Below are 26,819 nucleotides of genomic sequence, written 5' to 3'. Positions count from 1 at the left end.
GACCATCGCAGTAGGTTATGCCACTCTTCCCTAGTCAGATCCATAGGTTACCCAAACCTAACTTGAGTTTTCCCGTAGTCGGTCCCCGGAGCACGAGTCGTCACCCGCTGCTCCCAGCAGATAAGAGAACGACCCTTGGAACCGGCAGAATTCGCGGCTGGTAGCCCCGCCCGCATCGACACGAGTGTCAGCGACCACGATTCGCGACCCTTCGCGCTGACCGCCGCTCAGCGCGGTATCTGGTTTGCCCAGCACCTCATGGGCGACGTGCCGATCACGATCGCGCAGTACGTCGACATCGAGGGCGAACTGGACGTCGACGCCCTTCGCCGGGCCGGTCAGGCCGCTGCCCGCGAGATCGGTAGCGGCATGCTCCGCATCGTCGAGATCGACGGCGCACCGCTCCAGATGGTCGACTTCACCCTCGACGACGGGGTGGAGCATCACGACTTCCGGGCCGAACCGAACCCCCACGCCGCCGCCCTGCACTGGATGCGCGCCGACTACGCCGCACCGCTCGACCTGCTCTCGGACCGGCTGATCCGGGGCGCCACGCTGCAGATCGGCGAGAACCACCACCTCTGGTACTGCCGCATCCACCACATCGCGCTCGACGGCTACGGCGCGATGAAGTTCATGAACCGCGCCGCCGAGTTGTACACGGCCGAGGTCCGGGGCGTGGAGCCGACGGCATCGGTGGCGGGCGACCTCCGGGACGTCTCGGCGGCCGAGGACGTGTACCGCGGTTCCTCCCGGTTCCGCACCGACCGCGACTACTGGGCGACCCGCTCCCGGGACCTTCCGGCCCCGACCGGCCTCGCGGGCCGCAGCGCCCCGGCGCAGGCCCGGTCGCGGTGGCACGGCGGCCCGGTGCCCACCGACATCGCCCGGTCCGTGGACCGGGCGGTCGAGCGCCTCGACTCCGCCTTCGCCGCTGTCGCCGTCGCCGCGACCGCCGCGTTCGTCGCCCGGATGACGGGTTCCGACGACGTCGTTCTCAGCCTGCCCGTGTCGGCCCGCACCAACGCCGTCCTGCGCCGATCGGGCGGCATGGTGTCCAACGTGGTGCCGCTGCGGGTGTCGATCACCCCCGGGACGACGGTCGGCGCGCTGGTCTCCGCCGTCCAGCTCGAGCTCACCGGTGCGCTGCGCCACCAGCGCTACCGCAGCGAGGACATCCGGCGCGACGCCGGTGCCGCCCGGGATCAGCGGGGCTTCTTCGGGCCCGCGATCAACATCATGAACTTCCACTCCGAGATCACCCTCGGCGAGCTCACCGGACAGTTCCACGTGCTGTCGACCGGACCGGTCGAGGACCTCTCCGTCAACCTCTACCCGAGTGTGGCGGGAAGCTCGTCGCGCATCGATTTCGAGGCGAACCCCGCCCTGTACGGGGACGGGGAGCTCGCCGAACACCACGCACGTTTCCTCGACCTGCTCGCCCGGTTCGCCGGCGCGGACCCGGACGCTCGGGTCGCCGCCCTGGACGTGCTGACGGCGGACGAGCACGCACAACTCGTGCCTGCCGCCGGCCCGGTGGCCCCCGCCCCGATGCTGCTGGCCGAGCTGTTCGACTCGGGTGTCCGGGCGAATCCGGACGGCACGGCACTGATCCTCGACGGCACCACGATCGGCTACCGCGAACTCGACGAGCGCAGCACCGCGCTCGCACGACTGCTGCTGACCCGCGGCGTGGGCCCCGGCGATTTCGTGGCGGTGTCGTTCACCCGGTCCGTCGACTCCGTCGTGGCGGTGTGGGCCGCGGCGAAGTCGGGTGCGGCCTTCGTCCCCGTCGACCCGGCCTACCCGGCCGAGCGCATCGCCCACATGCTGTCCGATTCCGGAGTCACCCTCGGACTGACGGCAACCGCCCACCGTGACCTGCTTCCGGGTACCGCCGTCGAATGGCTCGCCCTCGACGACCCCGCGCTCGCGTCGGCGTGCGCGGAACTGTCAGTCACGCCGGTGACGGACGCCGATCGGCCGGCCCGGCTGACGCCCCACCATCCGGCGTACATGATCTACACGTCCGGTTCGACGGGCACGCCGAAGGGCGTGGTGGTGACGCACACCGGCCTGGCCACGTTCGCCGCGCCGGCCCGGCCCGAGCTCGGCGTGACCCGCCACTCGCGGGTGCTGCGCTTCTCGTCGTCGAGTTTCGACGCGTCCGTGTTCGAAATGGTGCAGGCGTTCAGCGCGGGCGCGGCGATGGTGATCGCACCTCCCGACGTCTACGGCGGCGACGACCTCGCGGCCCTGCTCCGTTCTCAGCGGGTCACCCACATCATCAGTGCACCCGCGGTGCTGGGAACGGTGGATGCCGCCGGCCTCGACTCGCTCGAGGCCGTGGTCGTCGGCGGCGACGTGTGCCCGCCGGATCTCGTCGAGCGCTTCGGCAGCCGCTGCCGCCTCTACAACAGCTACGGTCCCACCGAATCGACGATCGTTATCACCATGACGGGTCCGCAGACCGACCCCGCGGCGATCACCATCGGCGGTCCGATGCAGGGCGCACGCGCACTGGTCCTGGACCGCTGGCTGCGGCCGGTGCCCCGCGGAGTGACGGGGGAGCTGTATCTCGGCGGCCCCGGGCTCGCCGAGGGATATCACGGCCGGTCGGGTCTGACGGCGTCGCGATTCGTCGCCGATCCGTTCGCCGCGGCCACGGGCGACCGCTTGTACCGCACCGGCGACCTCGTGCGGTGGGGCCGCGGCGAGAGCCCCGTCCTCGAGTACGTGGGGCGCAGCGACTTCCAGGTGCAACTGCACGGACTGCGGATCGAACTCGGCGAGATCGATGCGGTGCTGTCGGCGCACGAGTCGGTGGACTTCGCGGTGTCCGCCGTGCACGAACGCGAGGGCGGCACCTCGGTGCTGGTGTCGTACGTGCGGATCCGGCCGGATCACCGTTTCGATCCCGTCGCGCTGGCCGCGTTCGCCGGTGAGTTCCTCCCGGCGCACATGGTGCCGTCGCTGACGATGCCGCTCGAGACGATCCCGCTGACGCCCGCGGGCAAGGTGGATCGCGGTGCACTGCCCACCCCCGAGTTCGGCACCACCGCAACGCCGTTCCGCGCGCCGTCGACGCCGATCGAGCAGATCGTCGCCGACGCGGTGGCCGAGGTGCTGCACGTCGACGCGGTCGGCGTCGACGACTCCTTCTTCGCTCTCGGCGGCGACAGCATCGTCGCGATCCAGCTGGTGTCCCGGGCGAAGGCCGCCGGCGTGGCGTTCACCCCGCGGGACGTGTTCGAGCGCAAGACCGTTGCCGGGCTCGCCGAGGTCGCGGTCGACCTGGCCGCGGCGCAGGATCTGCGCCTGCCCGAACTGCCCGGCGGGGGAGTGGGCGCCCTGCCGCTCACACCGATCGGTCGTGACGTCCTCGGTCGCAGCCACGGGGACCGCGCCCGCCTCGACACCTTCTACCAGGCCGTGACGCTGACGGCGCCCGCCGACGTCGACCTGCCGCGGCTGCACCGGACCGTCGCGGCGATCCTCGACCACCACGACGCGTTGCGCTCCCGCCTCTCGGCAGACGGCCGGGAACTGGTGGTCGAGCCCGCCGGGTCCGTGCGTGCCGACGATGTCGTCACATACGTACGTACCGATTGCATGCCCGGCACCGAACAATTCGACGCCGTCCTCGACACCGAATGCCGGGCCGCTGCGGGCCGCCTCGACACGGCCGCCGGCACGATGCTGCAACTGGTGTGGGTCGACCCCGCCGACGCTCCCGGAACACTCCTCGTGATGGCCCATCACCTGGTGGTCGACGGAGTGTCGTGGCGGATCCTCGTGCCCGACTTCGCCACCGCCTGGGCGCAGGTGGCCGCCGACCGCGCCCCCGAACTTCCGCCGGTCGCGACGTCCGCTCGCCGCTGGGCGCACGCCCTCGCCGAGACGGCGGGCACCGACTCGGTGCCGGCCGAACTCGACGTCTGGCGGTCCATCCTCGACGGCCCGGTTCCGGCACTCGGTTCCCGTTCGCTCGATCCTGCCGTCGACACGGGCGCGACCACCGGGCGGGTGTCCGCCGAGATCGGACCCGACGTCACCGCCGACCTCCTCACGACTCTGCCGACCGCGTTCCGCGGGGGCGCCACCGACGGCCTGGTGACGGCGCTCGGTCTCGCCTTCGCCGCGTGGCGCGGCGACCGCACACTGCTGTTGTCCCTCGAGGGCCACGGCCGCGACGAGTCCCTCGTGCCCGGCGCCGACCTGTCGCGCACCGTCGGCTGGTTCACCACCGCCTACCCGGCCCGGATCGCGCTGGACGCGCTCGACGTCGCGGACGCACTGGCAGGCGGACCCGAGGCCGGGCGGGCCGTGAAGGTCGTCAAGGAGCAGCTGCGTCGTATTCCGGGGAACGGCACCGGTTTCGGACTGCTGCGTCACCTCCGCGACGACAGCGGCGTAATCCTGAATGCGCTGCCCTCTCCGCAGGTCAGCTTCAACTATCTCGGACGCGTCGGCGCCGGCGACCTCCCGGACGCGGTGCGCGAGAACGGCTGGATTCCCGCAGCCACCCGCGTCGACCTCAATGTGTTCAGCGGCGCGGGACTGTCGACCGCCTTCGTCCTCGACATCAATGCCGTGGTCGGCGACGACGGCCGGCTGACCGCCACGTTCGACTTCCCGTCCGGAGTGCTGACCGCGCCCGAGGTCGAGCGGTTGGCGGACCTGTGGCGGACGGCGCTCGAGGGCCTCGCCTCGCACGTGCGGGGCTCGGGCCCGGCCGGGCTGACTCCGTCCGACGTTCCGCTGGTGTCCGTGGGCCAGGACCGGATCGAGCTGTGGGAGAACAGCTACGGACGGCTCGACGACATCTGGTCGCTGTCGCCGCTGCAGTCGGGTCTGCTGTTCCACGCCGGCCTCTCCGCCGGCGCGGTGGACGTGTACACGTCGCAGATCCTGCTGGATCTCGGTGGCGACGTCGACGCGGGCCGGTTGCACCGCGCAGCGCAACGCCTGCTGGAGCGGCACGCGGCTCTGCGGACCGCGTTCGTCTACGACACCGACGGTGTCCCCGCGCAGCTGGTCCTCGATTCGGTGACCGTGCCGTGGCGCGAGGTCCACCTGCACGGGGAGGCGGGCGGGCTGGACGAACTCGTCGCCGCCGAGCGCGCGACGCGGTTCGACATGTCGGCAGCGCCGCTCCTGCGGTTCGTGCTGGCACACTCCGGCGACCGGACGTCGCTGGTGATCACCAACCACCACATCCTGTTCGACGGATGGTCGATGCCGCTGTTCGTCAAGGATTTCCTGCTGCTGTACGCGTCGGACGCACCGATCGCGGCGCCCGCGCGCCCCTACCGCCGATACCTGGCGTGGCTCGCCCAACAGGACCGCGCCGGCGCGCTCGACGACTGGGCGGCCGCCTTCGACGGCTCCACCGAACCGACCGTCCTCGCCCCGCAGCACACCGGCCACGGCTCGGCTCCCCGGGACGTCGACGTCCCGGTCACGGCGGAACTGGCCGGACAGCTCACCCGGATCGCCCGTGAGCACGGCGTCACCGTCAACACGGTGATCCAGGCCGCGTGGGGACTCCTGCTGTGCGGCTTGCTGTCCCGTGACGACGTGGTGTTCGGCGCCACCGTGTCCGGACGTCCAGCCGATCTGCCCGGCGTCGAGGAGACGCTCGGGCTGTTCATCAACACCGTTCCCGTCCGCGTACGCCTCGATGCGGACGAACCCGTCTCGTCCCTCCTCCGCCGGCTGCAGGACGAACAGGTGCGTCTGCTCGACCGGCACCAAGTCGGGCTCACGGAGATCCAGTCGGTCGCCGGGCCGGGCAGTGTGTTCGACACGCTCACCGTGTTCGAGTCGTATCCCGTCGACCGCGCGGCCCTCGACCCGGACACCGACATCGCCGGCCTGCGGGTCCGCGGTATCGACGTCACCGACGCCACCCACTACCCACTCGCGCTCGTCACGGTGCTCGAACCGGATCTGCACCTCACGCTGGAGTATTCGGCCGACACGTTCGGCGAGAACGACGCCCGTCGGATCTCGGATCGATTCGCGCGGGTGCTGACGGCGATGACCCGGACGCACACCCCGGTCGGTGCCGTCGATCTACTCGGGGACACCGAACGCGCCCTCACCCTGCAGGCGTGGAATGCGACCGATCATACGGTCGACGCCGTCACTCTCGTCGATCTCCTCGACGCCGCCGCGCTCCGCACACCCGACACGGTGGCGGTGACGTTCGAACGGGAATCGCTGTCGTACGCCGAGTTCGAGGCCCGGGCGAACGCCCTTGCGCGCCACCTGATCTCGCAGGGGGTGGGCCCCGAATCCATCGTGGTCGTCACGCTGCGCCGGTCACTCGATCAGTTCGTCGCCCTCCACGCCGTCGTCCGCGCGGGCGGGGCCTACCTCCCCGTCGACCCTGACCATCCGCAGGCCCGCATCGCCCACGTACTCGGCAACGCCCGCCCCGCACTGGTGCTCGTGACCGCCGCCGACACACGGGTCGTCCCCGACGGCCTGCGCACGGTGCGCGTGGACCGGCTCGACCTGTCCACCGTCGCGACGTCACCGCTGTCCGACGCGGAGCGTCTCACCCCGCTGCGCGCCGACCACCCCGCCTACGTGATCTACACGTCGGGTTCGACGGGACGCCCCAAGGGCGTGGCGGTGTCGCACGCCGCCATCGTCAACCGTCTGCTGTGGATGCAGGACAGCTACCCCCTCGACGCGCGGGACGTGGTGCTCCACAAGACCCCGGCCACGTTCGACGTGTCCGTGTGGGAACTGTTCTGGCCGTTGACGACCGGCGCGCGGACGGTGATCGCCGAACACGGCGGGCACCGGGACCCGCACTACCTGTCCCGGCTGATCCACGACGAGGGTGTCACGACGCTGCACTTCGTCCCCTCCATGCTCGACGTGTTCCTCGAGCACGCCGACACCGCGCGCTGCACCAGCGTGCGGCAGGTCTTCGCCAGCGGTGAGGCACTCCCGCGGACCACCGTCACGCGCTTCCACCGGCAACTCGGTGCCGCCCTGCACAACCTGTACGGTCCCACCGAGGCCGCGGTGGACGTGACGTTCCACCGCACCGAGGCGTCGGCGACCGGTCCGGTGCCGATCGGCGCGCCCGTGTGGAACACCCGCGTGTACGTCCTCGACTCCCGGCTCCGCCCGGTGCCCGTCGGTGTTCCCGGCGAGCTGTATCTGGCCGGCACCCAGCTCGCCCGAGGATACGTGGGACGCCCCGACCTGACGTCCGACCGGTTCGTCGCCGACCCGTTCTCGGCCGACGGCGCCCGCCTGTACCGGACCGGCGACCTGGTGCGCTGGACGGACGGCGGGGAGCTGGAATATCTGGGCCGCACCGACTTCCAGGTGAAGCTGCGCGGGCAGCGACTCGAACTCGGCGAGATCGAGGCCGTGCTCCTGAACCATCCCGACGTGGCCCAGGTGGCCGTGCTGGTGCGCGGGGACGGGCCGGCCGAACGCCTCGTCGGCTACGTCGCTCTCCGGTCCGGAAGCACCGCGGACCCCGACCGGCTCTCCGCTCACGCGGCCGCGGAGTTGCCCTCCTACATGGTGCCGTCGGCGTTCGTCCTCCTCGACGCGCTGCTGCTGGGGCCCAACGGCAAGCTCGATCGCCGGGCACTGCCCGAGCCCGCGTTCGCGACCGCCGCGTTCGAGGCGCCGGCGACCGCCGCGGAGATCGCCGTCGCCCGGATCTTCGCCGACGTCCTCGGCGTCGCGGAGGTCGGCGCGACCGACAACTACTTCGACCTCGGCGGCAACTCGCTGACCGCGACGCGGGCCGTCGCCCGGATCAACGCCGAACTGGGCTCCGCGCTCGGGGTTCGGGAGTTGTTCGACGCCCCCACCGTCCGCGCTCTCGCGGCGGCGTCGACCACGGACCCCGCCGGGCACAGCCACCCCGCCCTCGTCGCCGCCCGCCGCCCGTCGCGGCTGCCGTTGTCGCCGGCGCAGTTCCGGATGTGGTTCCTCAACCGGTTCGACACCACGTCCGGCGCCTATAACATCGCCGCCGCGCTGCGGCTGACCGGACAACTCGAGGTCGGCGCGCTCGCCGCGGCCGTCGGCGACGTGATCGCGCGTCACGAGGTTCTGCGGACCGTCTACCCCGACTCCGCCGACGGACCGCACCAGGTGGTGCTCGACGCGACCACCGTCGACCTCGCACCCGTCCCCACCACGGAGCAGCACCTTCCGGCCGCCGTCGAAGACCTCGTGACCCGTGGCTTCGACGTGACGACGAACGTCCCGCTGCGCATAGCCCTGCTCGGGGTCGCACCGGACGAGCACGTGCTGGTTCTGGTCACCCACCACATCAGCGCCGACGGCTGGTCGATGGGGCCATTGGCGCGGGACGTCATGTCCGCGTATGTCGCCCGCGCGGCGGGAGCCGCACCCGAGCAGCCACCACTGCCCGTCCAGTACGCCGACTACGCCCTGTGGAAACTCGACGTCCTCGGCGACGAGGCCGACGCCGGATCGCTCGCCGCCCGGCAGATCGACTACTGGACGCACACTCTCGCCGGGCTGCCGGAGCGGATCGAACTCCCCACCGACCGTCCCCGACCGCAGGTCGCATCGCATCGCGGCGCAACCGTCGACTTCGCCCTCGACCCCGAGACCTACGGCGCGGTCACCGCACTCGCCCGCTCCGTTCGCGCGACCCCGTTCATGGTGCTGCACACCGCCCTGTCCGTGCTGCTGTCCCGGCTGTCCGGCAGCGCCGACGTCGCCGTCGGCACCCCGGTGAGCGGTCGCGGGGAGGCGGCGCTCGACGACGTGGTCGGCATGTTCGTCAACACCCTGGTCCTGCGCACACAGGTCGACCCGGCGCGAACGTTCCGCTCGCTCGTCGAACAGACCCGCGACACCGACCTCGCCGCCTACGCGCACGCCGACATCCCGTTCGAGCGTCTGGTGGAGATCGCGAACCCGGACCGCTCGACCGCCCATCACCCGCTGTTCCAGGTGGTGCTGTCGATCGACGACGTCGCGCCGCCGCGCATCGACCTCCCCGGACTGGCCGTCGCGGCACTCCCGCTCGACGAGGCCGTCGCCAAGTTCGACCTGCACCTGTCGGTGACGGAGAAGCCGGGCGGGTCGGGCGCCCAGGGCAGGTGGACGTTCGCCACCGATCTGTTCGACCGCACGACCGTCGAGGCGTTCGGGCGCAGGTTCGTCCGGATCCTCGCCGCCGCGGTGTCGGACCCCGCACTCGCCGTCGGTGACGTCGCACTGCTCGACGACACCGAACGCGCCGCCCTCACCACGCGCACCGGCCTGCGGCACTCCGGACGGCGCACGCTCCCGGAGATCCTCGACCACGCGGCTGCGGCAGGCGGCACGGCGCTGGTCACGGACGACGGCGAACTGTCCTACGCGGACCTGGACGCCCGCTCGAACCGGCTCGCCCGGGTTCTTCTCGCGCGGGGAGCCGGACCCGAAACGGTGGTCGCGGTGGCGCTGTCCCGCTCCGCACTGTCCGTGACCGCGGTCTGGGCAGTGGCCAAAACCGGCGCCGCGTTCGTGCCCGTCGATCCGGACTACCCCGCGGACCGCATCGAACACCTGCTGACCGATTCGCGCGCGGTCCTCGGCCTGACCGACTCCCGGTTCGCGGCGACCCTGCCCGGAACCACCGACTGGCTGTTCCTCGACGACCCGGAACTGGGTGCAGGCGCGTCCGCCGATCCGGTCACCGACGCCGACCGGACCTTGCCGCTCCGCGCCGAACACCCCGCCTACCTGATCTACACGTCGGGTTCGACGGGAATCCCCAAGGGCGTCACCGTCACCCACGCCGGTCTCGACGCATTCGCCGCCGAGCAGGTGGAACGGTACGCGCTCGACAATCGGAGCCGGACACTGCATTTCGCGTCACCCAGTTTCGACGCATCCATTCTCGAATTGCTGATGGCGTTCGCGGCAGGCGCGACGCTCGTGACCGTGCCCACCGGCGTGTACGGCGGGGAGGACCTCGGCTCACGGATCCGCGACCGGCGGGTGACCCACGCCTTCGTCACCCCGGCCGCGCTCGCGACCCTCGACCCGAAGTCGCTGCCGGAACTCGGCACCGTGGTGGTGGGCGGCGACGCCTGCGATTCGGCACTGGTCGCGAGGTGGGCGCCCGGGCGACGGATGTTCAACGCGTACGGGCCCACCGAGTCGACGATCATGGCGACGCTGTCGGGACCGATGACGGCGGGCGAGCCGGTGCGGATCGGTGCTCCGATCCGGGGAACCACTGCCCTGGTCCTGGATTCGCGGCTGCATCCGGTGCCCGACGGCGTCGTGGGTGAACTGTATCTGGCGGGGCCCGCGCTGGCGCGCGGCTACCACGACCGTCCCGCGCTCACCGCCGAACGTTTCGTCGCGAACCCGTACGCCCCCGGGCGCCTCTACCGCACCGGCGATCTGGTGCGGTACACCCCGAAAGGTGAACTGGAGTACCTCGGCCGCGCCGACTTCCAGGTAAAGATTCGCGGATTCCGCATCGAACTCGGCGAAATCGACGCCGTCCTCTCGTCGCACCCGAGCGTCGAGTTCGCCGTCACGGCCGCGCTGCCCGTCCGGGGCGACGCGACCACTCTGGTGGCCTACGTGCTTCCCGCCGGTGAATGCGCCGTCGACCCGGCCGAGGTGACCGCCCACACCGCCCGCCTCCTGCCCGGACACATGGTGCCGTCCACCGTGATGGTGCTCGACCGGGTTCCGCTGACTCCGGCAGGCAAGGTGGATCGCAAGGCCCTGCCCGAACCGGTCTTCGCGGTCCGCGAGTACGTGGCCCCGCGCACCGACACCGAACGGCTGGTCGCGGCCGCCTACACCGACGTGCTCGGCGCCCAGACCGTGGGAGCCGAGGACGATTTCTTCGACCTCGGCGGCAACTCGCTGAGTGCCACTCGAGTGATCGGCCGGGTCAACGAGTCGGCAGGCACGTCGCTGGCCGTGCGGGTGATCTTCGAGGCACCCGGCGTCGCGGACCTCGCCGCGGTGGTCGACGCCGCCGAGCGCGGGGACCGTCCGGTGCTGGCAGGCATCGTACGACCGGAACGTATTCCGCTGTCCGCGGCGCAGTCCCGGATGTGGATCCTCAACCGCTACGACCCCGAGTCGGTGGCGTACAACATCCCGCTCGTGCTGCGGCTGTCCGGCGACCTCGACACGGCCGCCCTCGGCGCGGCACTGCGCGACGTCCTGGAGCGCCACGAGGCGCTGCGGACGGTGTATCCCGAGTCGGCAGACGGCCCGTACCAGCGGATCGTTCCCCTCTACGACCTCGCGGTGGACCTCGAACCGCGCCGGGTGGACGACGAAGACCAGCTGTTCGCACTGCTGACCGCCGAGCTGTCCACCGGCTTCGACGTCACAGCGGCGGTTCCGTTGCGCAGCCACGTCTTCCGACTGTCGCCGGACGAACACGTCCTCGTCGTGGTGGTGCACCACATCAGCGCGGACGGCGCGTCGATGGGGCCGCTCGCCCGCGACCTGATGCTGGCGTACACCGCCCGCGCCGGTCACCGGGAGCCGGATTGGACACCGCTCGCCGTCCAGTACGCCGACTACAGTGTCTGGCAGCGGCAGCTTCTCGGCGTCGAGTCCGAAACCCACAGTGTCGCAGCGCGTCAGGCCGCATACTGGCGTCAACAGTTGCGCGGGGCCCCGGAGTTGCTCGAACTTCCCACCGACCGGCGGCGGCCGGCCGTGGCGTCGCTGCGCGGGGAGGTCGCGACGTTCCGCCTGGACAGCGCACTCGTCGAGCAGGCCACCGCATTCGGACGCAGCCACGGCGCCACCCTGTTCATGGTGGTGCACGCGGCCCTCGCCACCCTCCTCGCACGCCTTGCCGCGACCACGGACGTGGTGGTGGGCACTCCCGTCGCCGGCCGCGGCGAGCAGGCGCTCGACGACCTGGTGGGCATGTTCGTGGGGACCCTCGCGCTGCGGACCCACATCGATCCGGCGTCGTCGTTCGCGGAGGTGCTGGGGCATGTCCGGGAGACCGATCTCGCGGCGTACGGCAACGCGGATCTGCCGTTCGAGCGGTTGATCGATCTTCTGCAACCGGCTCGCTCCCAGGCGTATTCGCCGATCTTCCAGGTGGCGTTGTCGCTCGAGGACCAGACCGTGGACCAGCTCGCACTGCCCGGGTTGTCGGTGTCGGCGATGGATCTCGGTGTGGTGCCCGCGAAGTTCGATCTGCAGTTGACCCTCCGCGCCGACAGCGACGGAATGGCGGCGACGTGGATTTTCGCCACCGATCTCTTCGACCGCGACACGATCGACTCGGTCTCCCTCCGTTTCGAACGGATCCTGCGGAACGCGATCACCGAACCGGGTCGCGCGGTCGGCGATCTCGATCTGCTGGACGCCACCGAACGCGCCGGACTGATCGCGCGGCCCGAGCCGTCTGCCGTGGTCGCGCGCACGTTGCCCGACATCTTCACGAGCGGAGCCGGACAGGGCGGGATCGCACTCGTCTCGGAGGAGGGTGAACTCTCCTACGCGGACCTCGACGCGCAGTCGAACCAGTTGGCGCGCGTACTCATCGCGCACGGCGTCGGACCGGAAAAAATGGTCGCGCTGGCACTTCCGCGGACGGCGCGGGCCGTCCTCGCCGTATGGGCCGTGACCAAAACGGGCGCCGCGTTCGTGCCCGTCGATCCGAGCTACCCGCGCGAACGCATCGAGCACATGCTCTTCGACTCCGGTGCGACGCTGGGGTTGACCGACACCGCCACCGCTGCGGTGCTGCCGGCCGCCACCGAATGGCTGGTGCTGGACGACGCCGCACTCGTCACGTCGGCCGCACCGGTCACCGACCGCGACCGCGTCACGCCGCTGCGCCTGGCACACCCGGCGTACCTGATCTACACGTCCGGCTCCACCGGAACACCCAAGGGTGTCACGGTCACCCACACGGGGCTGAGCGCTTTCACCGCGGAGGCACGCCCGGAACTGGCCACCACCCCGCGGTCCCGCGTGCTCCGGTTGTCGTCCGCGAGTTTCGACGCCTCCGTCTTCGAGATGATCCAGGCGTTCAGCGCCGGTGCCACCCTCGTGATCGCACCGCCGTCCGTGCTGGGCGGCGAAGACCTCACCGCCCTGCTCCGCGACCAGCGCGTCACCCACGTGATCACCGCCCCGGCCGCACTGAGCACCGTCGATGCCAATGCACTCGACGACCTGCGCACCGTCGTCGTCGGAGGTGAGGTGTGCCCGCCGCAACTGGTCGAACAGTTCTCCCCGGGGCGCCGCTTCTTCAACAGCTACGGACCCACCGAAACCACCATCGTCGTCACCATCGGGGAACCGCTCACCCCGGGCGCCGACATCACCATCGGCAGCTCGCTCGACGGCGCGCAGGAACTCGTCCTCGACTCCCGGCTGCGGCCCGTGCCGCGCGGTGTCACGGGTGAGCTGTATCTGTCCGGCACCGGGCTCGCCCGCGGTTACCGCGCCCGGCTCGGCCTGACGTCGGAACGGTTCGTCGCCAATCCTCATGGACCCCAGGGGTCCCGGATGTACCGGACCGGGGACCTGGTGCGGCTGCGGTCCGACGGGCAGCTCACCTATGTGGGCCGCGCCGACTCCCAGGTGAAGCTGCGGGGTCTGCGCCTCGAACTCGGCGAGGTCGAGGCCGCCCTGTCCCGGCACGGCGACGTGGTGGCCGCGGCAGCCTCCGTCCACCACCACCCTCGGCTCGGCGATCAACTCGTCGGCTACGTCGTGCCCGCGCCGGGGACCAGCCCCGACGTCTCCGACATCCTGGCGGCGGCGGCCGAACTTCTGCCCCGCGCGCTCGTGCCGGCAACCGTCACACTGCTCGACGCCATTCCGGTCACCCCCGCCGGGAAGATCGACCGCACGGCGCTACCCGCCCCGACGTTCACGGCGCGGACGGTGTTCCGAGCGCCTGCGACCGCGTCCGAACTGGTTGTCGCGCAGGTCTTCACGGATATCCTCGACGTCGAACGGGTGGGGGCCGACGACAGCTTCTTCGAGATCGGCGGCAATTCCCTGTCCGCCACGCAGGTGATCGCCCGCCTGCGCGCGGCCACGGGCACGTCCCTGTCCGTGCGGTCTCTGTTCGACGCACCCACCGTCGCCGCGCTGGCCGCCGCCGTGGACACCGCCGGGCAGTCCGACCGTCCGGTGCTCGCGGCACGCCCGAGACCGGATCGGATTCCGCTGTCCCCGGCGCAGGCGCGGGTGTGGTTCCTCAACCGTTTCGACCCGGCGTCCGCCGTCGACAACCTGCCGCTCGGTCTGCGTCTGGCCGGGTCGCTCGATGTCTCCGCTCTGCGGTCAGCGCTCGGCGACGTCCTCGAACGGCACGAGGCGCTGCGCACGATCTATCCCGACTCACCCACCGGCCCGCATCAGGTCCTGCTCTGCACCGAAACGGCGCTCCCGGACCTGACCGTGCTCGAGGTGAGCGAGAGCGAGGCGCTGCAGCGAGCCGTGGAATTCGCGAGCACGGGATTCGACCTCACCGTGGAAACCCCCCTGCGCGCCGGACTGTTCGCCGTGTCCGAGAACGAACATTTTCTCGTCGTCGTGGTCCATCACATCGCCGCCGACGGATTCTCGCTCGCGCCGCTGGCCCGCGACGTGATGGTCGCGTACACCGCACGCGCGCAACAGGACGAGCCCGCGTGGTCGCCGCTCCCGGTCCAGTACGCCGACTACAGCCTGTGGCACCGCGAACTGCTCAGCAACGAGGACGACCCCACGTCGCTCGTGTCCCGCCAAACCGACTACTGGGTGCGCACTCTCGCCGATCTGCCGGACGAACTCACGCTGCCCACCGACCGGCCGCGCCCGCGGCGACAGTCGCACCGCGGCACGGAACTGGTGTTCGCCGTCGACGCCCACACCCACGGGTTGCTGCGTGAACTCGCGGCCGCCCGCGACGCCAGCCTGTTCATGACCGTGCACGCCGCCTACGCACTGTTCCTGAGCCGGTTGTCGAACACTGCGGACATCGCAGTCGGGACTCCGGTCGCCGGTCGCGGCGAGCCGGCCCTCGACGAGCTCGTGGGCATGTTCGTCAACACCCTGGTCCTGCGGACCCACGTCGACGCGAACGCCACGTTCGGGGAGCTGGTGGAGCGCACCCGCGAAGCCGACCTGGGTGCGTTCTCGCACGCCGACGTGCCGTTCGAGCGGCTGGTGGAAGTACTCGATCCGGTCCGCTCCCAGGGGCGTCACCCGCTGTTCCAGGTGGCGCTGTCCTTCCACAATCTCGCCCCCGCCACGTTCGACCTGCCGGGACTCGAGGTCTCGACCGTCCCGGCCGAGCTGCAGACAGCCGAATTCGATCTGCATCTGACCCTCACCGAACAGGCTGAGGGCGGTATCCACGCGTCGTTCACCTACTCCACCGACCTGTTCGACGCCTCCACCGTTGCCACGTTCGCCGAACAGTTCACACGCATCCTGCGGGCCGTGGCCGCCGACCCGTCCACGGCGGTCGGGGATGTGGCGTTGCTCGATTCGGGCCAGTACGACGAGCTGGTCGATATTCGCAACCGGACCGCACATCCGCTGCCCGAGGCCCGGCTGCTCGACGCCTTCGCGGATCAGGTTCGGCGGACCCCGGACGCGACGGCGGTCGTCTTCGAGGGCGAATCGCTGACCTACCGGGAGTTCGCGAACCGGGTGAACCGGCTGGCCCGGGTCCTGACCGCCGAGGGCGTGGGACCGGAGTCGTTGGTGGCGTTGGCCATGCGCCGCTCCCTCGACCTCGTCGTCGGCATGTATGCCGTCCTGACCGCCGGCGGCGGCTACGTCCCCGTGGACCCGGACCATCCCGCCGACCGCATCGGCTACATCCTCGACGCCGCCGACCCGATCTGCGTCCTGACCACATCCCGGGACGCCTTCACGAGCGACAGGTCCGTCATCCTTCTCGACACCCTCGACGTCGATGACGTTTCCTCGGCACCGCTGACGAATCCGACGGTGTACCCGGATGGGGTCGCCTACGTGATCTTCACGTCCGGTTCCACCGGCAAACCCAAGGGCGTCGCCGTCACCCACCGCGCCATCGTGAACCAGATCGCCTGGATGCGTGCCGAATACGCACTCGACGCATCGGATGTGTACCTGCAGAAGACCGCGACGACATTCGACGTGTCGCTGTGGGGCTACTTCCTGCCCCTGGCCGCCGGCGCCACCCTCGTGGTCGCGGCACCCGACGGGCACCGCGACCCGCAGTACCTCGCCGGGTTGATCGATGAATACGGCGTCACCGCAACCGACTTCGTCCCGTCCATGCTGTCCGTGTTCGCGGGGTCCGTGGATCCACAGCAGATCGCGTCCCTGCAGCACGTGTTCGTGATCGGGGAGGCCCTGCCCGCCGCCACCGTCCACGACTTCGCCCGGATCTCCCCGGCCCGGATCCACAACCTCTACGGACCCACCGAAGCCGCCGTCTCCATCACCTGCGCCGACGTCACCGACACCCCCCAGGGCGGCGCCGTCACCATCGGCACACCCGAATGGAACAGCCGCGTCTACGTCCTCGACTCCCGCCTGCACCCCGTCCCCACCGGAGTCCCCGGCGAGCTCTACCTCGCCGGCGTCCAACTGGCCCGCGGCTACCACGGCCGCGTCGACCTCACCGCCGACCGCTTCGTCGCCGACCCGTATTCGAATACGGGCGAGCGCATGTACCGCACCGGCGACCTCGTCCGCTGGACCACCACCGGCCAACTCGACTACATCGGCCGCACCGACTTCCAGGTCAAATTCCGCGGCCAACGCATCGAACTCGGCGAAATCGAAACCGCCCTCCTCACCCACACCCAGGTGTCGCAGGCCGCGGTACTCGTCGTCCCCACCACCACCGGCGACCACCTCGTCGGCTACCTCGTCCCCGCATCGGGCGCGAACCTCGACACCGCGGACATCAGGGCACACCTCGCACAGGCACTGCCCACCTACATGCTCCCCGAAACCCTCCTCGTCCTCGACAGCTTCCCCCTCGGCACCTCCGGCAAACTCGACCGCAAAGCCCTCCCCGCACCCACATTCGAAACCCGCACCTTCCGGGCACCATCGACCGACACCGAAACCACCGTCGCCCAGATCTTCGCCGACGTCCTCCGCCTCGACCGCATCGGCCTCGACGACGACTTCTTCGCACTCGGCGGCAACTCCCTCATCGCCACCCAGGTCGCCGCCCGACTCGGCCGCGCCCTCGACACCCGAATCCCCGTCCGCGAACTCTTCGAAGCCACCACCGTCGAAGCACTCGCAGCACGTGTCGCCGTCCTCGCCGGTACGGGTGGCGGGACGGCACTCGTGGCCGCACCGCGACCCGAGCGAATCCCGCTGTCGCCGGCGCAGAACCGGATGTGGTTCCTGAACCGCTTCGATCCCGAGTCGGCCGCATACAACCTTCCGCTCGCGATCCGGCTGACCGGATCCCTGAACGTCGCGGCCCTCCACACCGCCGTCCACGACGTGCTGGAGCGTCACGAGTCGCTGCGTACCGTGTTCCCGGACATCGAGGACGGCCCCGTGCAGGTGATCCTGCCCGCAGACCGAGTCGACCTCGATCTCACCCCGGTCGACGTGACCACCGACGAACTTCCCGACGAGGTTCGCCGCACCCTGCACGGTGGCTTCGACGTGACCGCGGGAATCCCCATCCGGGGAAGGCTTCTGCGCACCGCCGTCGACGAGTACGTCCTCGTCATCGTGGTGCACCACATCAGCGGCGACGCCGTGTCCATGGGCCCGCTCGCCCGCGACGTCATGGTCGCCTACACCGCCCGGAGTGCGGGCCGTACCCCGGATTGGTCTCCGCTGCCGATGCAGTACGCCGATTTCGCGATCTGGCAGCATGCGGCACTCGGCTCCGAGACCGACTCCGAATCCCTGTCCGCACAGCAGATCCGGTACTGGACCGAGACGCTGTCCGGGCTTCCGGACCTGTTGGAGCTGCCCACCGATCGGCCGCGCCCGGCCGTGCCGTCGCAGCGCGGCGACACCGTGCGCTTCGATATTCCTGCGGCGACCGCCGTGGCACTCGAGCAGGCTGCCCGCGATCACGGCGCATCCGTGTTCATGGTGCTGCACTCGGCGCTCGCCGTCGTGCTGTCGCGGTTGTCGTCGACGTCCGACATCGCCGTCGGCACACCGGTCGGTGGACGCGGTGAGCAGCACCTGGACGACCTGGTCGGGATGTTCGTCAACACCCTGGTTCTGCGTACCCACGTCGCGGCGCACGAGAGCTTCACCGAACTGTTGACGCGGGTCCGGGACACCGACCTCGGCGCGTACGGTCACGCGGACATTCCGTTCGAGCGGCTCGTCGACGTCCTCGCCCCCGCCCGCACGCAGGCCCACACACCCCTGTTCCAGGTGGCGCTGTCATTCGAGCATCGGGGCGTCACGCGCTTCGAATTGCCGGGCGTGACCGTGGAACCCGTTCCGTTCGAGACGGACACCGCTCAGTTCGACCTCGCGTTGGTCCTCTCCGAAGGCGATTCGCCTGCCGGGTTGTCGGGTGCGCTGCGCTTCGCCACCGACCTCTTCGACCGCGAGACCGCGGAGGATTTCGCCCGGCGATTCGTCCGCGTCCTGGACGCCGCGGTGGCCGACTCGGGTGCGATCGTCGGCGACATCGACCTCCTGGACCCGGCCGAGTGGGCGGCGGCCCGCGTGCGGGGTGTGCCGTCGGCGCCGCCGGCCACCCTCGCGGGCCTGATCGACGCCGCCGTCCGGACCGATCCGAATGCGTCCGCGCTGTACTGGAGCGGCCGGGAGTACACGTACCGCGAGGCTGACGAGTGGTCCACGCGGCTGGCGCGGGTGCTGCTCGAGCACGGTGTGGGGCCGGAAACGTTCGTGGCCCTGGCTCTGCCGCGTTCGCTCGACTCCGTGCTGGCGGTGTGGGCGGTCGCCAAGACCGGTGCCGCGTACGTGCCGGTGGATCCGACGTACCCGGCGGATCGCATCGCGCACATCCTCACCGACTCGGGCGCCGCTCTCGGTGTCACGCTGTCCGGTGAGCGGGCGGCGTTGCCGGACACCGTCGCCTGGCTGACCCTCGACACCGCCGACGTCACCGCCCGGCATGCGTCCGCGAGCGCCGACCCGATCACCGACGCGGACCGGATCCGTCCCGTCCGCGTCGAGAATCCGGCGTACATGATCTACACGTCCGGCTCGACGGGTCTGCCCAAGGGTGTCGTGGTCACCCACGGCGGCATCGCGAACCTCGCGGCCGAGCGTCGCGAGCACTACCGCATCGACGCGTCGTCCCGGTTCCTGCACAAGGCGTCGCCGAGCTTCGACATGGCCGTCGGCGAGATGGTGTCGGCGCTGAGCGCCGCCGCCACCTTGGTGATCACACCGACCGAGGTCGTGGGCGGCGACGAACTGTCCGGCCTCCTGGACCGTCAGCAGGTCACCCATGCGCTGATCACCCCGGCGGTGCTGGCCACGATGGATCCCGGCGGACACCCGCAGTTGCGGGTGCTCGGGGTCGGCGGCGAGGCCTGCACCCCCGAACTGGTGGCCCGCTGGCAACCCGGACGGACCATGCTCAACGGCTACGGCCCCACCGAGGCCACCGACATCTCCACCGTCGGCGACCTCCTCGCCGGTGCACCCGTCACCATCGGACACCCGGTCCGCGGCTTCGACATCATGGTCCTCGACACCCGCCTGCGCCCCGTCCCCGCCGGAGTCCCCGGCGAACTGTACGTCGCGGGACCGGCACTCGCCCGCGGCTACCACTCCCGGCACGGCCTCACCGCCGAACGATTCGTCGCCAACCCCTACGGCGCACCCGGCGACCGCATGTACCGCACCGGCGACGTCGTCCGCTGGACCGGAACGCACGGACTCGAGTACTTCGGTCGCGGCGACAGCCAGGTGAAGATCCGGGGCAACCGGATCGAGCTGGGGGAGATCGAGTCGGCGGCGACCCGGCACGACACGGTGGGTCAGGCCGCCGTCGTCGTCCACGACACCCCGTCGGGTCAGCGCCTCGCGGCCTACCTCGTGCCTGCTCCCGGTCACGCACTCGACACGGACACGATCTGCCGCCACCTCGAGGACACTCTGCCGGCGCCGATGATCCCGGATGCCTACGTGGTGATCGAGTCGCTGCCGGTGACGGTGAACGGGAAGCTCGACCGAGGAGCACTGCCCGAACCTGTATTCGTCGCAGCATCCGCACGGTTCCGGGCACCGGTCACCGACACCGAGAAGGTCCTGGCGGCCGTGTTCGCGGAACTTCTCGGCGCCCCGACGGTCGGTGTGGACGATTCGTTCTTCGGCCTGGGTGGCGACAGCATCGCGTCGATCCAGCTGGCGTCGAGGGCGAAGGCGCACGGCCTGATCATCTCGCCGCGGGACGTGTTCGAGCACAAGACCGTTGCCGGTCTCGCACAGGTCGCGGCCAGGGCCACCGACACCGAACCCGTCGTGCTGGAGGAACTCCCGGGCGGCGGAGTCGGCACGCTGCCGCTCACCCCCGTGATGCGTCTGGTCACCGAACGCGGCGGCACTCTCGACCGCTACTCGCAGTCGGTCGCACTGGAGTTGCCGGCGGGCATCGACCGGTCAGGTCTGCTCGCGACCCTGTCTGCCGTGATCGATCACCACGACATCCTGCGTGCCCGCCTCGTCGGCGACGACACCCTCGAGGTGGCACCGGCAGGCGCCGTCGACGTCGCCTCCCTCGTGCACCGGATCGACTGGGATCCGCGGACCGATCCGACCGAACCGGCACGGCGGGAACTCGATTCGGCACTCGACCGCCTCGACCCGCGGGCCGGTGTCATGCTGCAATGCGTCTGGCTCGATCCGGTGGGCGCACCCGGGCGCACCGGCCGTCTGATCGTCGCCGCCCATCATCTCGTGGTCGACGGCGTGTCCTGGCGCATCCTGATTCCGGATCTGATCGCCGCGTGGGCGCAGATCTCGTCTGGTGGGGCCGCGACTCTCCCGCCGGTCGGCACGTCGATGCGCCGGTGGGCGCACGCCCTCACCGAGGACGCGCACACCCCGGAACGGGTTGCGGAACTGCCGCTGTGGCAGAGGGTTCTCGACGGTCCGGACCCGACGCTCGGGTCCCGGCCGTTCGACCCCGCCGTCGACGTCCTGGCCACGGTCGACCACGTGCGCGTCGAACTCGACGCGTCGGTGACGCGATCGCTCGTGACGTCCGTTCCGGCTGCCTTCCGGGGCGGCGTTGGCGACGGGCTGATCGCCGCGTTCACCCTGGCCGTGAGCGCCTGGCGGCGTCGCCGGGGGATCGGCGAGCCGTCGCTGCTCCTCCAACTGGAGGGCCACGGACGCGAGGAGCAGGCGGCGCCCGGCGCCGACCTCTCCCGCACGGTCGGATGGTTCACCAGCGTGTATCCGGTTCGTCTCGACCTCGGCGGAATCGACGTCGACGCCGCCCTCGCGGGGACGGCCGACACCTCCCGCGCCGTCAAGGCCGTCAAGGAAGAACTGCTCGCGGTGCCCGCCCGCGGGCTGGGCTACGGACTGCTGCGCCATCTCAATTCCGGGACCGCCGCGGCGCTGCAGGAACTCCCGACCCCCCAGGTCAGCTTCAACTACCTGGGCCGGGTATCCGAGGCGGACATTCCGGAGGAGTTCGCGCACCTGGGCTGGACGCCCGCCACCGACATCGACGACCTCCGGGGCGTCGGCAACGACGACATGCCCGCTGCCGCCGTTCTCGACGTCAATGCGATCGTCACCGGCGTCGACGGCGAATCCCGGCTGGCGGCCACGTTCTCGTATCCCCGGGAACTGCTGTCGGCTGCGGACGTCCGGGAACTGGCGGACCTGTGGACGAGCGCGCTCACCGCAGTCGCGGCGCACGTGGACAGCGGGACAGCGGGCGGGCTCACCCCGTCGGACGTGCCCCTCGTCCTGGTGGGGCAGCGGGACCTCGAACTGTGGGAAGAGCAGTACACGGCACTGTCCGACGTCTGGTCGCTGTCGCCGTTGCAGCACGGACTCGCGTTCCACGCGCAGCTCGCTCAGGACACGGTGGACGTCTACACGACGCAGACGGTGCTCGAACTCGGCGGCGTCGTGGACGCCGATCGGATGCGTGCGGCGATCTCCGCGTTGCTCGACCGGCACGCGAACCTGCGCACCGCGTTCGTCGGCGCGACCACGGGTGAGCTCGTGCAGGTGGTGCTCGACAGCGTGGAGATTCCCTGGAGCACCGTCGATCTCGGGGCCATGGACGAGTCCGCCCGAGTGGCGGCGCGGGACGAGGCGCTCGCCGCCGACCGCGAACGCCGATTCGACCTCGCGTCGCCCCCGCTCCTGCGGTTCACGCTGATCGACGACGGCGGCGGCCACCACGCCCTCGCCGTGACCCTGCACCACATCCTCGTCGACGGCTGGTCCATGCCGCTGCTGCTGAAGGAACTCCTCGTCCTGTACGCCACTCGGGGTGACGTGTCCGTCCTGCCGCGGGTGCCGTCGTACCGCGCGTTCCTGTCGTGGCTGGCGTCGCGCGACCGGGCAGCCTCCCGGGAAGTGTGGGCCGAGGCGCTCGCCGGCGTCGAGCAGCCGACCCTCGTCGCCTCCGACGGTCCCGGACTACCTGGGCCCGCAACGGTGGCGGCGGTGGATGCGGATGCCGGACCCGGCCTGTCCGCGCAGCTCACCGCGCTCGGCGCGGAACTGGGTGTCACGCTCAACACGCTCGTCCAGACGGCGTGGGGAATCCTGCTGTCCCGCATGCTCGGCCGCGACGACATCGTGTTCGGGGCGACGGTATCGGGCCGCCCGTCGGAACTCGAGGGCGTCGAGTCGATGGTCGGCCTGTTCATCAACACCCTGCCCGTGCGGGTACGCGTCGACCCGGACGAGTCCGCGGCCGGCCTCCTGATCCGCGTGCAGCGCGAACAGGCGACTCTGCTCGATCATCATTACCTCGGCCTGAGCGACGTGCAGCAGACCGCCGGCAGCGGCGCCCTGTTCGACACGTTGACGGTGTTCGAGTCGTATCCCGTGGATGCCGCCGCGCTGGCCGAGGTGACGTCGATCGACGGCATGACCGTCCTCGGTGTGTCCGGCGAGGAAGCCACCCATTACCCGCTCACCCTCACGGTGTTCGCCGACGACGGATTGCGGTTCACGCTGAGGTATCGAACCGACGCGTTCGACGCGACCTACGTGACCGCGCTCCGCGCACGGCTGCTGAAGGTTCTCGCCGCGCTGGTGGCCGACCCCGCCGCACCGATCGGTGGCATCGAGATCCTCGATCCCGACGAGCGCGCGGCACTCGCTCCCGTCCGTGGTCTGCCGACCGCGGCGCCGGCCACGCTCGCCGGGATCATCGACGCCGCCGCGAGTACCGCCCCGGACCGGGTCGCGCTGTCCTGGAAGGGTCGCGACTGGACGTACCACGAGGCCGACGCCTGGTCGAACCGTCTGGCCCGGCTGCTGCTCGCGCAGGGTGTGGGACCCGAGGCGTTCGTCGCCGTGGCGTTGTCGCGGTCGGTGGAATCGGTGCTGTCGGTGTGGGCAGTGGCCAAGACGGGAGCCGCGTATCTCCCCGTCGACCCGACCTACCCGACGGACCGCATCGACCACATGTTGTTCGACTCGGGCGCCCACATCGGCATCACCGCCGCCGGCGATCGGGATGCCCTGCCGGACAGCGTGTCCTGGCTCGTTCTCGACGAACTCGCGGACGCACTCGATGCCGCCCGGGCCACCCCGGTGACCGATGCGGAACGCGCGCGTCCCGTGCGCGTCGAGAACCCGGCGTACATGATCTACACGTCCGGCTCCACCGGGCGACCCAAGGGTGTTGTCGTCACCCACGGCGGGCTGGCGAACCTCGCAGCCGAACGTCGCGAGCACTACCGCGTCGACGCGTCGTCCCGGTTCCTGCACAACACGTCGCCCAGCTTCGACATGGCGGTGGGCGAGATGATGTCCGCCCTTTCCGCCGCAGCGACTCTGGTGATCACCCCACCGAGCGTGATCGGCGGGGAGGAACTGGCGGCCTTCGTCCGCGGCGAGCACGTGACGCATGCGTTGATCACCCCGGCGATGCTGTCGTCGATCGACCCTGCGGGGCTGGAGGAGCTGCGCGTCCTCGGTGTCGGCGGCGAGGCCTGCACCCCCGAACTGGTGGCCCGCTGGCAACCCGGACGCACCATGCTCAACGGCTACGGCCCCACCGAGGCCACCGACATCTCCACCGTCGGCGACCTCACCGCCGGTGCACCCGTCACCATCGGGCACCCGGTCCGCGGCTTCGACATCATGGTCCTCGACACCCGCCTGCGCCCCGTCCCCGCCGGAGTCCCCGGCGAACTGTATGTCGCGGGACCGGCACTCGCCCGCGGCTACCACTCCCGGCACGGCCTCACCGCCGAACGATTCGTCGCCAACCCCTACGGCGCACCCGGCGACCGCATGTACCGCACCGGCGACGTCGTCCGCTGGACCGGAACGGGAGAGCTCGAATACAGCGGCCGCTCGGATCATCAGGTCAAGATCCGCGGCTACCGCATCGAACTCGGTGAGATCGACGCCGCTGTGCTGGAACACCCCGACGTCGACTACGTGATCACGCTCGGCCGCCGCGGCCCGTCCGGCGACACCGTGCTCGTGTCGTACGTGGTGCCCGCCGCGGGATCTGCCCCGGACCCCGCGCGGGTGCGCGCGTTCGTGTCGGAGTTCCTGCCGACGCACATGGTGCCGTCGGCGGTGGTGTGCATCGATTCCGTCCCGCTCACCCCCACCGGGAAGCTCGACGCCGATGCGCTGCCGCGCCCCGATTTCGTTGCCGCCGAATACCGTCGGCCGGCCGAGGGGAACGAGAACACGGTCGCGTCGGTCTTCGCCGAAGTCCTCGGCGTCGACCGGGTCGGCGCCGACGACAACTTCTTCGACCTCGGTGGCACGTCGCTGTCGGCGATGCGGGCGGTGAGCCGTCTGCGGGCGAGCAGCGACGTGACCGTGTCGCTGCAGTGGCTGATGACCGAGCCGACACCCGCCGCGATCGCCGCGCGCATGGACGCGGCCGACGGCGACACCGGGGACACCGCCCTCGACGTGGTCTTCCCGATCCGCACGGGCGGTGCCGGTATGCCGATGTTCTGGATCCACCCGATCAGCGGACTGTCCTGGTGTTACACGGGATTCGCCGAACACATCGACGAAAACCGGCCCGTCTTCGGCATCCAGACTCCGGCCGTCACCGGGGAAGAGCTGCCCGGCTCGATCGAGGAACTCGCCGCCCGGTACATCGCCGAGGTGCGGAGGATCCAGCCGGACGGTCCCTACGATCTGGCCGGCTGGTCGATCGGCGGCGTCGTCGCCCACGCGATGGCGGTGCAACTGCAGCAGGCGGGGGATTCGGTCGGTTCACTGGTGATGCTCGACAGCTTCGCGGAAAGGCAGCAACCGCAGGACACCGGTGAGGCGACGGTGCCCGCGGAGGGTGCGGACACGGTGGCCGCGTTGTCGGCCCTGAGCCCCGAGCACGTGCACCGCCTGACCGCGGCCGCGCACCACAACGCCGGCCTCATGCGCGACTACCGGCCCGGATTGTTCGACGGCGACGTGCTGTTCTTCACGGCGGCGCACGACGATCCGACGCTGCGGCGCGCGGTCGGCACCTGGCGTCCCTGGGTGAACGGACGGATCACGAATCACCCTGTGGAATCGAACCATTGGCAGATCACCGAACCCGCCGCGGTCCGGGTGATCGGCCCACTGCTCGCCGAATACCTCACCCACGGCGTGCATCACGCTTCGAGAATGGAGATCGACCGATGAGACTGTTCACCGCGGGGGTGGCCACCGTCGCCGCGTTGCTCGGCCTGCCCGGGCCCGTGGCGACGGCCGAGCCCGCCGACGGCGGTGCGGTGGTGGCGCCGAGCACGTCCGGCAGCCTCGACCGGATCGAGAAGGTCGACGACCGCCGCTGGAACGTCTTCGTGTACTCGCCGTCGATGAACGAGGTCGTGGAACTGCAGGTGCTGCGCCCCGCCGACACCAGCGTCCCGCGTCCCACGCTGTATCTGCTGAACGGAGCGGGTGCCGGTGAGGACGGCGCCAACTGGATTCGGCAGACCGACATCGTCGACTTCTTCGCCGACAAGAACGCCAACGTCGTGATCCCCGTCGGCGGCTACATCAGCTATTACACCGACTGGCGCAGCGACGATCCCGTCCTCGGACGGAACAAATGGCAGACGTTCCTCACCGAGGAACTGCCGCCGGTGCTGGACACCGCGCTCGGCGCCAACGGGGTGAACGCGATCGGCGGGCTGTCGATGTCGGCCGGTTCGGTGATCGACCTCGCGGTCCAGGCGCCGGGCCTGTACCGGGGTGTCGCGTCGTACAGCGGTTGCGCGATGACCAGTGATCCGATCGGGCAGAACCTCGTCCGGCTGGTGGTCGAGGTGGTGGGCGGCGGCGACACCGAGAACATGTGGGGTCCCACCGACGACCCGGCCTGGGCGGCACACGACCCCTACGTCAACGCGGACAAGCTCCGCGGGCTCGAGCTGTACATCTCCAACGCGAGTGGACTGCCCGGACCGTACGAATCCCTCGGCGCCGTCCGTCCCGCCGGGGCGCCGCCGCTCCCGGACCAGATCGTGATCGGCGGCGTCATCGAGGCGGCGACGAACTACTGCACGCACCGGCTGGTGGACCGGCTCGACACCCTCGGCATCCCCGCGACCGTCGACTTCCGGGACACCGGCACACATTCGTGGGGGTACTGGCAGGACGCCCTGCATGAATCGTGGCCCGTCCTCGCCCGAGCCCTCGATATGTGAGCTCGGGCG

At 70.6% G+C, this 26,819-nt stretch carries 2 protein-coding genes; both read left to right on the top strand.

Annotated features, from left to right (window positions below; translation table 11 throughout):
- Positions 1 to 135 precede the first annotated feature (135 nt).
- The gene (locus OYT95_RS19870) at positions 136 to 25,800 is read left to right on the top strand and encodes a non-ribosomal peptide synthetase (RefSeq protein ID WP_268788754.1); all 25,665 of its coding nucleotides are present in this window, start codon (positions 136 to 138) and stop codon (positions 25,798 to 25,800) included.
- The gene (locus tag OYT95_RS19865; RefSeq protein WP_268788753.1) at positions 25,797 to 26,810 is read left to right on the top strand and encodes an alpha/beta hydrolase; all 1,014 of its coding nucleotides are present in this window, start codon (positions 25,797 to 25,799) and stop codon (positions 26,808 to 26,810) included. Before OYT95_RS19870 ends, OYT95_RS19865 begins: the two co-directional genes overlap by 4 nt.
- The last annotated feature ends 9 nt before the right edge of the window (positions 26,811 to 26,819 follow it).

Origin of the sequence: Rhodococcus sp. JS3073 (genome assembly GCF_026810085.1) — a bacterium.
Lineage (GTDB): Bacteria > Actinomycetota > Actinomycetes > Mycobacteriales > Mycobacteriaceae > Rhodococcus_F > Rhodococcus_F wratislaviensis.
The sequence above is the reverse complement of the archived record's forward strand: the minus strand, read 5'-3'. Positions and strand labels throughout refer to the sequence as shown.